Annotated in this window: 13 protein-coding genes and 1 tRNA gene; 5 read left to right on the top strand and 9 right to left on the bottom strand. The window is 60.0% G+C overall.

Going from position 1 to position 12,382, the window contains the following annotated elements; all coding sequences use genetic code 11:
• Nucleotides 1–140: 140 nt before the first annotated feature.
• Nucleotides 141–827, bottom strand: coding sequence for a response regulator transcription factor (locus tag ACORLH_RS21050; protein WP_058243637.1), 687 nt, complete (start codon nt 825–827; stop codon nt 141–143).
• A gap of 159 nt (nt 828–986) precedes the next feature.
• Here ACORLH_RS21050 and ribA point away from each other — a divergent pair, with 159 nt between their 5' ends.
• Together ribA and ACORLH_RS21040 are read left to right on the top strand one after the other, a co-directional pair.
• The gene (ribA, locus tag ACORLH_RS21045) at nt 987–2,078 is read left to right on the top strand and encodes a GTP cyclohydrolase II (protein ID WP_321830294.1); all 1,092 of its coding nucleotides are present in this window, start codon (nt 987–989) and stop codon (nt 2,076–2,078) included.
• Entirely contained in the window at nt 2,075–2,575 is a 501-nt protein-coding gene (locus ACORLH_RS21040; RefSeq protein WP_321830293.1) for a L,D-transpeptidase family protein, read from the top strand. The genes ribA and ACORLH_RS21040 overlap by 4 nt, the downstream gene beginning before the upstream one ends.
• Before the next feature lie 169 nt (nt 2,576–2,744).
• On the opposite strand, the gene ACORLH_RS21035 is transcribed toward ACORLH_RS21040, so the two are convergent.
• The 3 genes from ACORLH_RS21035 to petA are packed head-to-tail and all read right to left on the bottom strand — an operon-like array spanning nt 2,745 to nt 5,450.
• Nucleotides 2,745–3,536, bottom strand: a complete 792-nt coding sequence (locus tag ACORLH_RS21035; protein ID WP_321830292.1) for a cytochrome c1 — start codon at nt 3,534–3,536, stop codon at nt 2,745–2,747.
• A 14-nt stretch (nt 3,537–3,550) separates the two neighbouring features.
• Nucleotides 3,551–4,876, bottom strand: coding sequence for a cytochrome b (gene petB, locus ACORLH_RS21030; protein ID WP_321830291.1), 1,326 nt, complete (start codon nt 4,874–4,876; stop codon nt 3,551–3,553).
• Nucleotides 4,877–4,886: 10 nt separating this feature from the next.
• Nucleotides 4,887–5,450, bottom strand: coding sequence for a ubiquinol-cytochrome c reductase iron-sulfur subunit (gene petA, locus ACORLH_RS21025; protein WP_058244468.1), 564 nt, complete (start codon nt 5,448–5,450; stop codon nt 4,887–4,889).
• Between the two features lie 228 nt (nt 5,451–5,678).
• Here petA and ACORLH_RS21020 point away from each other — a divergent pair, with 228 nt between their 5' ends.
• Entirely contained in the window at nt 5,679–6,344 is a 666-nt protein-coding gene (locus ACORLH_RS21020; RefSeq protein WP_321830290.1) for an outer membrane beta-barrel protein, read from the top strand.
• 68 nt (nt 6,345–6,412) lie between these two features.
• Here the strand turns inward: ACORLH_RS21020 and ACORLH_RS21015 are convergent, their stop codons facing one another.
• The 3 genes from ACORLH_RS21015 to ACORLH_RS21005 form a co-directional block, all read right to left on the bottom strand.
• Nucleotides 6,413–7,018: a glutathione S-transferase gene (locus tag ACORLH_RS21015; RefSeq protein ID WP_321830289.1), complete on the bottom strand. Its 606-nt coding sequence runs from the start codon at nt 7,016–7,018 to the stop codon at nt 6,413–6,415.
• A gap of 94 nt (nt 7,019–7,112) precedes the next feature.
• A complete protein-coding gene (locus tag ACORLH_RS21010; protein ID WP_321830288.1) occupies nt 7,113–7,736 on the bottom strand; it encodes an FMN-binding negative transcriptional regulator in 624 nt (207 codons plus the stop codon).
• A 57-nt stretch (nt 7,737–7,793) separates the two neighbouring features.
• Entirely contained in the window at nt 7,794–8,432 is a 639-nt protein-coding gene (locus tag ACORLH_RS21005) for a glutathione S-transferase (RefSeq protein ID WP_321830287.1), read from the bottom strand.
• Between the two features lie 81 nt (nt 8,433–8,513).
• Between ACORLH_RS21005 and ACORLH_RS21000 the strand changes: the two genes are divergently transcribed.
• A complete protein-coding gene (locus tag ACORLH_RS21000; protein ID WP_321830286.1) occupies nt 8,514–9,398 on the top strand; it encodes a DMT family transporter in 885 nt (294 codons plus the stop codon).
• Here the strand turns inward: ACORLH_RS21000 and mtaB are convergent.
• Both mtaB and dapF read right to left on the bottom strand, forming a co-directional pair.
• Nucleotides 9,364–10,623 carry a tRNA (N(6)-L-threonylcarbamoyladenosine(37)-C(2))-methylthiotransferase MtaB gene (gene mtaB, locus ACORLH_RS20995; protein ID WP_321830285.1) on the bottom strand — a complete coding sequence of 420 codons (1,260 nt, stop codon included), beginning with the start codon at nt 10,621–10,623 and terminating at the stop codon, nt 9,364–9,366. The genes ACORLH_RS21000 and mtaB overlap by 35 nt on opposite strands.
• Nucleotides 10,620–11,456 (bottom strand): diaminopimelate epimerase, encoded by an 837-nt coding sequence (dapF, locus tag ACORLH_RS20990; protein ID WP_321830284.1) that lies wholly within the window; start codon nt 11,454–11,456, stop codon nt 10,620–10,622. Before dapF ends, mtaB begins: the two co-directional genes overlap by 4 nt.
• A gap of 248 nt (nt 11,457–11,704) precedes the next feature.
• On the opposite strand from dapF, the gene ACORLH_RS20985 reads away from it, so the two are divergent.
• Nucleotides 11,705–11,780 (top strand) — tRNA-Lys (locus tag ACORLH_RS20985).
• The last annotated feature ends 602 nt before the right edge of the window (nt 11,781–12,382 follow it).

Genomic DNA, 12,382 nt, shown 5'->3' with positions numbered 1-12,382 from the left:
AAAGTACCCGGGCAAAGCCCGGGTCAGTCCAACAGGGAGGTGCACAACATTAGCCGGTTGTGCGACGGCAACCCAATCAATGGCGGGGGAGGGAGGAAGTTGCCATTGATATTTGGTATTCAGATAATGCCGAATAGTCTTTAGGCAACTAGTTTATAGCCGCCGGATTCGGTGATGAGAAGACGCGCATTCGTAGGGTCAGGTTCGATTTTTTGACGCAAACGATAGATGTGAGTCTCTAAAGTATGGGTTGTGACACCCGCGTTGTAGCCCCAGACCTCATGCAGCAGCACATCCCGCGGCACCACACCCTCGGAGGAGCGGTAGAGGAACTTCAGGATATTGGTCTCTTTCTCGGTCAGGCGGATCTTGCGATCGTCCTCTGTCACAAGGAGTTTCATTGACGGGCGGAAGGAATACGGCCCCAGCTGGAACACCGCATCTTCGCTTTGCTCATGCTGGCGCAACTGGGCGCGAATCCGGGCCAGAAGCACCGGGAAACGGAAGGGTTTGGTGACGTAATCATTGGCGCCTGCATCCAGGCCCAGGATGGTATCAGCGTCAGAATCATGACCCGTCAACATTAGGATCGGGCTTTTGACACCCTGTTTGCGCATCAGCTTGCACAGCTCGCGCCCATCGGTGTCTGGCAGGCCCACATCCAGGATGATCAGGTCGTAAAGACCCTCCTTGACCTTCACCATGGCCTCAGCGCCATTACCGCCTTCAAAGACGTCGAAGTCCTCGGTCATCACCAGCTGCTCGCTCAGTGCTTCGCGCAGATCGTCGTCATCATCGACAAGCAGGATTTTCTTCAGCTGTGCCATGGGTGGCCCTCCGTTTGCTTGGCATAGACATGCGCTCGCCAAAGCGGTGCGACAAGATTTGCTGCAATCGGCTCACGCGGTCGTGTTTCAGCCCGGCGAAATGTTTCAATCTGTTGCCAAAAGCGCTACATGAAGCCCTCAAGTAAGGGAATAGAACCGATGCCATTTGCCCCCGATGTGACAGAAATCATCGCCCGCGCCCGTGCCGATCTGCGGATGGGCGTGCCGGTTGTTCTGACCTCGGGGACGGGGGGGGCGCTGATGATGTCGGTGGAAACGCTTGAGGCGCAGCGCCTCGCTGATCTGCGGGCGATGGGGGGGCAGCCGGTTCTGGCGATCACCGCACGCCGGGCTGAAACGCTGAAAGCGCGGGTTTATGACGGGGATCTGGCCCGCGTTCAGGTGCCCGACGGGGCGCCCTGCGATTGGCTGCAGGCCATCGCCGATCCGGCGGATGATCTGTCAAATCCTATGAAAGGCCCGCTACAGACGCTGCGCGACGGTCCGGCGGATCTGGCCCGCGTGGGCATCGCGCTGGCCAAATCGGCGCGTCTGCTGCCCGCGGCCTTGCTGTTGGATCTGGCGAACCCGGCAGGATTTGCCGCGGCCAATATGCTGACTGCAGTGCCGGCGGATCTGGCCGGCCCGATCCTCAGCGCCTCGCCGCAACCGCACCCTGTGGTCTCGGCCCGCCTGCCGGTGGAGGCCAGCGAAGCCGGCCGCCTGCACATCTATCGCCCTGAGGACGGCGGAGAGGAGCATTACGCCTTCGAAATCGGTGCCCCTGCGCGGGATGAACCGGTTCTGGCGCGGCTCCATTCGGCCTGTTTCACCGGCGATGTCATGGGCTCGTTGAAATGTGACTGCGGTCCGCAGCTGCGCGGTGCGCTGGCCCAAATGGGCGGCGAAGGTGCAGGGGTGCTGCTTTACCTCAATCAGGAAGGGCGCGGCATCGGCCTGGCCAATAAAATGCGCGCCTATTCGCTGCAGGATCAGGGGTTTGACACGGTGGAGGCCAACCATCGTCTGGGCTTTGAGGATGATGAGCGGGACTTCAAACTGGGTGCCAAGATGCTGCGCTCCATGGGGTTCTCCAAGGTGCGCCTCTTGACCAACAATCCGCGCAAGATCGCAATGATGGAAAAGAACGGCATCGAAGTGGTGGACCGCGTGCCCCTGAAGGTGGGGGAGAATCGCTACAACACCGATTATCTGGCCACCAAGGCGCGGAAATCGGGTCACCTGCTGTGACCCCCTTCGATCTGGTCCTGACGCCGCGTGGGGTGCGCTATCAGGGGCGCTATTACCCCTGTTCGATCGGCAAGGGTGGCCTGTGTCAGGACAAACGCGAAGGGGACGGCGCCACGCCACGCGGCATCCATCACGTGGTTGGTATGCTTTACCGCGCCGACCGCATTGCCTGCCCCACCCCCTGGGCGGAACCGATCGGCCCAAATGACCTCTGGTCTGATGCCTGTGATGATCCAGCCTATAACCAAAAGGTCCGCGCGCCCTATGGTGCCAGCCACGAACAGCTGCACCGCGCCGATCCGCTTTATGATGTGGTCTGGATCACCGATTGGAATTACCCGCAGGCCACCCCGGGCCGCGGGTCGGCGATTTTTCTGCATCAGTGGCGGCGGCCGCATTACCCGACGGAGGGCTGCATTGCCTTTCGCCGTGATCACCTGTTGCAGCTCTCCCGCCGCATCCTGCCCGGCACCCGGCTGATTGTGCCGCAGCGCTAAACCGCTTTCATCGTTTCGAAAATACTCTGGGGGAATTGGCCGTCAGGCCAAGGGGGCAAGGCCCCATTCTGCCCTCTGTTGCTGACACCGCCACGCTTCCTCTCGCGCGTGGGCAAAGAAAAAGCCCCGCCAGTGGCGGGGCTTTCTGTAGTCAAAAACCTCGGGGCGATCAGCCCTCTTTGGCCGCCTTTTTGATCGGCGCCCAGAGGCGTTTGTTGGTCAGGTACAGCAGCACCGACAACAGCGCCAGGAACAGCACGGCGATAAAGCCGGTGTGCTGACGGTCCATCATCTTGGGCTCTGCCGCCCACATCAGGAAGGCCGAAACATCTTCGGATTCGTGGTGCAGGCTGGTCGAGTGACCATCGGCATATTCCACGTCTTCACCGGCCAGCGGCGGCGCCATGGAGATCCAGCCACCTGGGAAGGCGGTGTTCTCATAGAAGGTGGTGCCGGCCTGCTCTTTTTCCTTGCCGGTGTAACCGGTCAGGATCGAGTAGATGTATTCCGCACCGCCCATGCCTTGTACGAACTGGTTGATGCCCGAACCGTAAGGACCGTGGAAACCGGCACGTGCCTTGGCCATCAGGCTGAGGTCAGGGGCAGTTTCCAGACCGGATTCGGGGAACTTATCCGCCGGGGTCCGGGGACGATCATCGTCCAGATCTGCGTCGTAGATCGACATTTCAGCCGCGTAGGCGCGCACCTGATCTTCGGGCAGCTGCGGGCCACCGTGATCGGCCAGGGTCCGGATCGGCACGTATTTCAGACCGTGACAGGCCGAGCAGACCTCGGTGTAGACCTGCAGACCGCGCTGCAGCTGCATCTGGTCAAACTTGCCGAACGGACCTTCGAAGGAGAAGTCCACATCTTCGATGTGACCTGCCCCACCGGCGGCCATTGCGCCACCGGCTGTGAGGGTCAGGGCGGCAACTGCGGAGATCGCGAGTTTTTTAAGCATTATCCCGTTTCCTCTTACTTGGCGGCTTTTGCGGCCGATTTGGCCACTTTGGCTTTGAAATCTTCCTCGATCGTGGCCGGCGCAGCGGTCGGCTTTTCGATCACACCCAGCAGGGGCAGGATGACCAGGAAGTAGGCGAACCAGTAGGTCGAGCCGATCAGCGAGATGGTCGAGTACGGCGGCTCAGCAGGCATTGCACCGGCCCACATCAGGACAACGAAGTCCAGCAGCAGCAGGCGGTACCACCATTTGAACATCGGACGGTTCTGACCCGAACGCACGCGCGAGGTGTCCAGCCAAGGGGCCAGAGCCATCACGGCGATCGCGCCAAACATCGCAAGAACACCAAAGAACTTGGCGTCAACGATGCCGCCGGTGATCCAGCTGGCAAACATCACAACCCAAACGTCGCCGGTGAAGGCACGCAGGATCGCGTAGAACGGCAGGAAGTACCATTCCGGAACGATGTGTGCAGGCGTCGCCAGAGCGTTGGCTTCGATGTAGTTGTCGGGGTGACCCAGGTAGTTCGGCATGAAGCCAACAACCGCGAAGAAGATCAGCAGAACAATGGCCAGCGCGAACAGGTCTTTGATCACGAAGTAGGGCCAGAACGGCAGGGTGTCTTTTTCGGCTTCTTCTTTCGAACCGCGACGCACTTCAACACCGGTCGGGTTGTTGTTGCCGGTGTGGTGGAACGCCCAGATGTGAACGATCACAAGGCCAGCAATCACAAACGGCAGCAGGTAGTGCAGCGAGAAGAAGCGGTTCAGGGTGGCGTTGTCCACCGCCGGGCCGCCCAGCAGCCAGGTCTGGATCGGTTCACCAATGAAGGGGATCGCGCCGAACAGGCCGGTGATCACGGTAGCACCCCAGAACGACATCTGACCCCAAGGCAGAACGTAACCCATGAAGGCGGTGCCCATCATCATCAGGTAGATCAGCATGCCGATGATCCATGTGATTTCGCGGGGCGCCTTGTAGGAGCCATAGAACAGACCGCGGAACATGTGGATGTAGACAGCAACGAAGAACAGCGAAGCGCCGTTCATATGCAGGTAGCGGATCATGTGACCGCCGTTCACGTCACGCATGATGTGCTCAACGCTGGCGAAGGCCAGGTCAACATGCGGGGTGTAGTGCATCACCAGAACGATACCGGTGACGATCTGCAGTGCCAGGCAGAAGGCCAGCACAATGCCCCAGATCCACCACCAGTTCAGGTTCTTCGGGGTGGGGATCATCAGGGTGTCATAGACCAGGCCAACGATAGGCAGGCGCGAATGGACCCATTTTTCGATACCGGTTTTCGGTTCGTAATGGTCGTGAGGAATTCCGGACATACTACGCTCCTTAACCTAGCTTAATTGTGGCTTCGTCTTCGAAGACGGCGATGGGGACGTCCATGTTCCGCGGCGCAGGACCCTTACGGATACGGCCGGCGGTGTCATAGTGCGAACCGTGGCAGGGGCAGAACCAACCGCCAAAGTCACCAGCGCCGTCACCGATCGGAACACAGCCGAGGTGAGTACAAACACCAATCATCACCAGCCATTCGCCGGCTTCATCCAGCGAACGGTTTTCGTCGGCGGCGTCAGCATCGGGTTTGTTGGCGTTTTGGGCGCCTTTGTCGATGGTCAGCTCATCCACCGAAACGGCACGGCCGGCTTCGATTTCTTCGGCGGTACGGCGGCGAATGAAAACCGGTTTGCCCAACCATTTCACGGTCAGCTGGGTGCCCGGCTCGATGCCCGAAATATCGACGCGAATCGACGCCAGCGCGCGGACGTCCGCGGCGGGGTTCATCTGATTGACCAGCGGCCAGACTGCGGCACCTGTGGCTACGGCACCGGCACCTGCGGTGGCGTAGTACAGGAAGTCCCTGCGGGTGCCTTCGTGATCTTCTGCGTGGGACACGAGGTTCTCTCCATTTTACAGCCCATGACAGGCCTATACGGTTTTGGGCCGCGCATGACGCAGCCTTTCCGAGCCGGTATTTAGCGGGCGAATCCGTGTCCGTCCAGAAGACATTGCGGCGCAGGGGTTGCACAATGGTCACAGGTGCCTATGTGTCGCGGTTGTGAGGGCACCGTTCGCGCCGTATCTTCACGCCAGCTTTACACATGTCGAATGGATGATTCTCCCATGTCCGCCAAATTTCTTACCACCACTGCTGTGGCCGCGCTGATTGCCACATCTGCTGCAACAACTGCCCTGGCTGAAATTGAGCTGGGCATCTACGGCGGCTACCAGACGTCGCCGCACAGCCGGATCGAAGGCACCCTGCCCAACACCGGGGATTACAGCGAACTGATCGGCTGGGAAGGCAAACCCTTCGCTGCACCGCCCTATTACGGTCTGCGCGCCACCTACTGGCGTGAAAACAACAGCGGCTTTGCGCTGGAATGGACCCACGCCAAGGTTTACGGCGCAGATGATTCCGCCCTGTTTGACCGGCTGGAGTTCACCGATGGCCTGAACATCATCACCGTGAACTACGCCAAACGCTGGCCGGGCAAGTGGAACCAGTTCACCCCCTATGTCAGCGCAGGTGTCGGTATTGCCCTGCCGCATGTTGATGTGACCCCGGCCGATCCCGCCGATGGCGGCCGCACCTATGAGTATCAGCAGACCGGCCCCGCCGCCCGTCTGACCGCCGGTGCCTCCTACGCGCTGAACGACAATTGGAACCTGTTCAGCGAGTATCAGTTCACCTGGTCGCAAAACGATGCAGATTTGGAAGGTGGCGGCGATCTGTCGACCCGAATCATCACCAACGCGGTGAACTTTGGCATCAGCTACAGCTTCTGATCAGCCGCAGCGCTGACAAAATCAAAGGGCCCCGCGGGGCCCTTTTTCGTGTCTGCTGATCTGAGGTCTTAGCCCTCAGGAATGGTGTCTTTCATGCTGTCGCGTTCTGAGAAGACGGCGTACCAGTCATCCAAAGCATCACAGCCCTTGCGCCAGTTCCGGCCGGAGTGGCGGAAATCAAGGTAGCCAAGGGCGCAGGCCACCGCGATGTGCCCCATGTTCAACGGGCCGGCCAGATGCGCCATCCAGCGGTCATTCACCGCCTGAACGGCGCGCGCGACCTTGGCCCACTGCGCCTCTTCCCATTCTGGGTAAACAAACTGAGGTGGGCGAATGCGGTGTTCGTAGACCATCAGCACCGCTGCATCCAAGATCGCATCGGCTGTGGCTTCCAGCGTCATCACCTCCCAGCGGCTGCTGTCCGGGTAAAGGCCGCCACCGGCGCGGTCGTTCAGATACTGGCAGATCACCCGGCTGTCGTAGATCGCCGGGCCGTCGCTACGAATCAATGCCGGAATTTTGCCCGCCGGGTTGGCGGCGCTGACCTCTTCCGGGGTTGAAACCGGGGTGGTGGCCACGTTCAGCAGCTCAACATCATCGGCCTGACCGGTTTCAGCCAGAACCACCCGGACTTTGCGCACAAAAGGCGAGGCGGATGCGTAGACAAGTTTCATTTGGTGTTCTCCTCACGTTGGGGCGCAGCCTAGCAGCTGCAGGCCGTCTGTCTATGATCTGGCGCAGGATCGGTTCGGGCCGGTTCGGGGCGGGTCAGTCCGGCACCGGCAGATCGCGCATCAAGGCAGCCAAGGCCTGGGCCGATGGATCCAGCGCTGCGGCCTGCACCCCGTCCGCGGCGGCCAGACGCGCCGTGTTTTCCTTGTTCTGGGACAGTTTCCAGGTGCCATCGATCGCCTCAATCTGCAGCGCAGCGGGTACGATCATGCGCATCATCCGGTGCAGGGCGTCGGGATCCATTTTGGCCATTTTCCAGATTGGTTTCGGGGCAAGGTCTGCCTCAAACCGGTTTGACAGCTTTTCCAGCACCTCCCCAATCTCGCCCTGCGGCAGCAGCTGGGCAGGGCCGTCCAGCTGGACGGCCACATAGTTCCACGTGGGCACCTGATCTTGGATGCCGTACCAATCCGGTGAGATGTAGCCATGCGGTCCGCGCACGGCCAGGCGTGCCTTGGCGCCTGATTTCAGCAGCCGCGCAATCGGGTTTGACCGCACGAGGTGAAACAGCACCCTGTCGCCTTCAATCACAAATGGGATGTGTGACAGCAATGGCAGGCCGTCCGGCCCGTTCACGGCCAGCATGCCAAACCCCTGATCCGCTGCGAAACTCAGGTTCTGCTGAGCCTCAGCCTTGTGAAAAATCGGATTGGGATGCATGGCGGGCCTCCGGCTGGCAAGGGGTTGCGCCATCCGTCTCGCGTTTGCGGTAACGAATCAAGCCGGGTGAAACGGAAAGGTGATTGGGGTATCCCCTGCCTGCCACGTCGCAAGCTTTGGCATGATTGAGGTAAAGCGTTGGGATTGCAGGAAATCCGCCAGCCAACGGGACAGGTTTGGCCAGTCTTCGGCATCAAATCTGGCCTTATCAATGAAGGCAAACTGGCGCGCAAACGGCAGGATCGCCATATCGGCCAGCGTCGGATGATCCCCAAAAAGGAAAGGCTTTGCGCCAATCTGATCGTTCAGCTGATGCAGAAATGCATGTGCCTTGGCGCGCTCCGCCTCTGGGTCCGCATCCGGGTAGCGGGTGGCGTATTTTGCGCGGTCCAACGCCTGTTTGAACGGTCCGTCCGCCGTTGCGATCAGCGCATGGCCGGCGTCGGGCATATCCAGCCAGCCCTCAGGGTCATGCTGTTCCAGCGCCCAGATCATGATGTCGAGGCTTTCATCAATCACCCGGTCCCCGGCAACCAGACAGGGCACCGTGGCCGACGGGCTGGCGGCCAGAAACTCCGGCGCCTTGTCGCGCAGCAGAATTTCGCGCAGCTCCACCTCAATCCCTGCGGCGGCAACGCCCAGGCGGGCGCGCATGGCATAGGGACAGCGGCGAAAGGAATAGAGGATGGGTGTCATGCCTTTTCATCGGAGATCGCAACTTGAATTGCAACATTGCCCGCGTAAGGTGACCCATATTCTCAAGGTCAGATCCTTTTCATGTCCGGAATATTTCTTCGCCTCACAGCGGTGGCGCTGATCACTGCAATGTCCGCAACCATCCATGGCCTTGCTCAGGCCCTGCCTGTGGGACAGATAGTATTCTGGCGCAGCGCCGTCGCCCTGATCCCCATCGCAGCCTACCTGTGGTTCCGCGGACAGCTGCGCGACGGATTGAAAACGCAAAACCCCAAAGGGCATGTCCTGCGCTCTGTCTTTGGTTGCCTATCGATGGTGTTTTCCTTTGTTTCTCTGGCCTATCTGCCCGTCGCCAATGCCTCGGCTTTGGCCTATTTGACGCCTTTGATCACCCTGCCACTGGCCAGTTTCATGCTGGGCGAACGGATGGCACGCGGGGTTGTTCTGGCCTGCCTGTTGGGGTTCGTGGGCGTGGTCTTGATGTTGCTGTCGAGCTTGCAAAGCCCCACTGGCAGCCGGGTTGAACTGATCGGCATCGCGGCGGGGCTGGGGTATGCAGCGACGATGGGGTTTGTCAGGGTCCATGTGAAAGGCATGGTGGCCGAAGAAACCCCAGCAGCCATCGCCTTTTACTTTGCGGTGACCTGTAGCGCGTTGGGGGCGCTTAGTGCGATTTGGGGTTGGGCCCCTGTCGACGGTGCCACCCTTGTGTTGCTGATTCTGGCAGGGCTATTGGGCGGTGCCGCGCATATCGCCGGGGTCGAGGCCGTGGCGCGGGCGCCGATTTCGACGCTTGCGCCATTTGAATACACCGGGATGATCTGGGCCCTTGGCTTTGATGCCCTGTTGTTTGGTGTATGGCCGGATGTCTGGAGTGGCACCGGCGTTGCGGTGATCCTGCTGGCCGCGATGATCACGGTCTGGGCGGACCTCAGACCGTCAGCTGGTGCCCCTGAACGCCTTTGATCATCGCAGGCACGATGGCGCCTTCCACCTGAGGTGTATCAAAATGCACCTCTGTGAACTGTGCGGTGCGGCCCATATGCGGGTTTTCCATCAACACCTGATGGGTCTGGCCCAGCTGCGCCTTAAGGTGACGCTGCACCTGCTGTTCACCAAGCGCGCGCAGACGTGCGGCCCGTTCTTTGATGATATTTCCGTTCACCTGGGTCGGGATCTTGGCCGCTGGGGTGCCTTCGCGTTTGGAATAGGGGAAGACGTGCAGCCAAGTCAGGTCACATTCCTCAACCAGTTTCAGCGAGTTTTCAAAATGCGCCTCTGACTCGGTTGGGAAGCCCGCGATGATATCCGCGCCAAAGGTCATATCCGGGCGCAGTTTGCGGGCCTCTTCGGCAAAGCGAATGGCATCATCGCGCAGGTGGCGGCGTTTCATCCGCTTGAGGATCAGGTCGTCGCCGTGCTGCAAGGACAGGTGCAGATGCGGCATCAGGCGCGGTTCTGTCGCGATGGCGCGCATCAGGTTTTCATCCACCTCAATCGAATCGATCGAACTGATCCGCAGGCGCGGCAGATCCGGCACCAGTTTAAGGATCCGCATCACCAGATCACCCAGTTTCGGCTGCATCGGTTGATCAGCGCCCCAGGAAGTCAGATCGACCCCGGTCAGTACCACCTCATTGTAGCCCTTATCCACCAGACGTTTGATCTGATCGACCACCACGCCGGCCGGCACGGACCGGGAATTGCCGCGGCCATAGGGGATGATGCAGAAGGTACAGCGGTGATCGCAGCCGTTTTGCACCTGCACATAGGCGCGCGACCGGGTGCCAAACCCGTCAATCAAATGCCCGGCGGTTTCGGTGACAGACATGATGTCATCCACCTTCACCTTCTCGGTGTCGCCGATGAAATTGGGGCCCATGTTCTGCCAGGTGGCGGGCTGCATTTTTTCGGTGTTGCCGATGACCAGATCGACCTCATCCATATTGGCAAAGGTCTCAGGCTCGGTCTGCGCCGCACAGCCGGTCACAATCACCCGCGCGTTGGGGTTTTCTTTGCGCAGCTTGCGGATTTCCTGGCGGGATTTGCGCACTGCCTCGGCCGTGACCGCGCAGGTGTTCACCACAACGGCCCCTTCGACACCCGCCTGTGCGGCGAGGTCCTTCATCGCTTCGGTCTCATAGGCGTTGAGACGGCAGCCAAGGGTGGCGAAGACCGGCGGTTTCGTCATGACGCGGACTCCAGAAACTGGGGGGTCAGCGCGGCGGTAAAGACATGCATGGTGGCACCGGTCATCCAGACGCCATCGTCGCGCCAGTCAATCCAGATGGTGCCGCCGTCCAGTTCGATCTGCACCTTGCGCCCTGTCAGGCCACGCCGGGCCGCCGCCACGGCCGTCGCGCAGGAGGAGGAGCCAGAGGCCAAAGTCACCCCAACACCGCGTTCCCAGACCCGCATCCGCAGATGATCCTTGCCGATAACACTGGCGAACTGCACATTGGTGCGCTCAGGGTAAAGCGGGTGATGTTCTGTTGCAGCGCCGCGCGCCTCCAGATCCACCGCTTCGGCATCCTCCACAAAGAAGGTGCAATGCGGATTGCCCATGCCGGTCGCTGTTGGGGCGCCCTCAATCGGCAGCTCCAGCGTGTCCATCGCCTGTGCCAGCGGCACCTCATCCCAGCTCAGCTGTGGCTGGCCCATATTGACCGAGGTCAGCCCATCGCCGGCGTCACGGGCGTAAAGGTCACCGCGATCCGTGGTCAGATGCAGATCAGTTTTGCCGGTCTCATCCATCAGATGGCGCGCAATGCAGCGGGTGGCGTTGCCACAGGCCGCTGAGGTCGAGCCATCGGCATTGTAAAACACCAGATGCGCATCGGCGTTGTCGCTTGCTTCAATCACCGCCAGCTGATCGTAGCCCACACCTTTGTGCCGCTCCGCGATTGCGATCACCAGCGCCGCAGGCAGCGGCACGACACGCGTGCGGGCATCCACGACCACAAAGTCGTTTCCCAGCCCATGCATTTTCATGAAGGGCAAAGCGGTTTGGCGGTTCTGTTCCATCGCGTCCCTATACGCGTGATTCCCCAATCAATCCAGATATGGCGCGGATTACAGCCCTGCATAGCCCCCATGAGGCAGATGCAACCCAGGTTTCGCCGCCACAAATGTCCTGCCGGGCGGGCAAACACGATGCAGAATAGGGGGCGAAAATCAGCCGCGAAAAAAGATTCAAATTTCTTGCCAAAAAATTCCCGAATCCGCTTGACCCCCCGCCCCAGTCTATCTAGAAGCGCCCCACACGAGAGAGTGGGCCGTTAGCTCAGTTGGTAGAGCAACTGACTTTTAATCAGTGGGTCGAAGGTTCGAATCCTTCACGGCTCACCACTTTCCTCCCTAAGATCAAGTGCTTACGCCGGACCAACGTCCGGTGGCTTGGCCTTTGGTTCAAACTCTACGGAAAATATACGGATAGTTTCTGAGCACTCAATGTTCTCCACATGAGGCCCATGCGCAGCGGTACGTCGAGTTGGTTGCTGCTCGATGCCGGACCTAAACCGATTCTATCTCTTTCCTCTGTCAGTCCAAGAGTTCACACCGCACTTGAGCAGGGGGGGGCATATGAGGGCCGCCGACGGGACTCGCTGCCCAAGGTTTACCTCCCCTGCTCTCGCCGCAAATGGTGGTCAGCCAACAGAACGCGTAAGCCATCCTCTTGACCCTAGAGGTAGCCTCCAAGCCGAAGGTAGATCCGGAGAGCATGGAGCTCTTCAACGGCTTCTTCTGGCGTATCAACGCGCTTAGTTAGTCGGGGCCCCCGATTTGTCATCAAGCGCCCCTGGTACTTGTTGCCGCGTTTGATAACGGCTTTCCATACGTTTTCGTCACCGGACAGGCTCCGGTGTTTAGCGATGTGTTTCATTTTCGTGGATTCAACTTGTCTAAAAAAGCAGACTAGAGACTTAGGTCGCTTGCTTCCTAGGCGTTGC

The organism is Thalassovita sp. (genome assembly GCF_963691685.1).
Lineage (GTDB): Bacteria > Pseudomonadota > Alphaproteobacteria > Rhodobacterales > Rhodobacteraceae > Thalassobius.
Note: the sequence above shows the minus strand (reverse complement) of the source record. Positions and strands in the feature narration are given on the sequence as shown.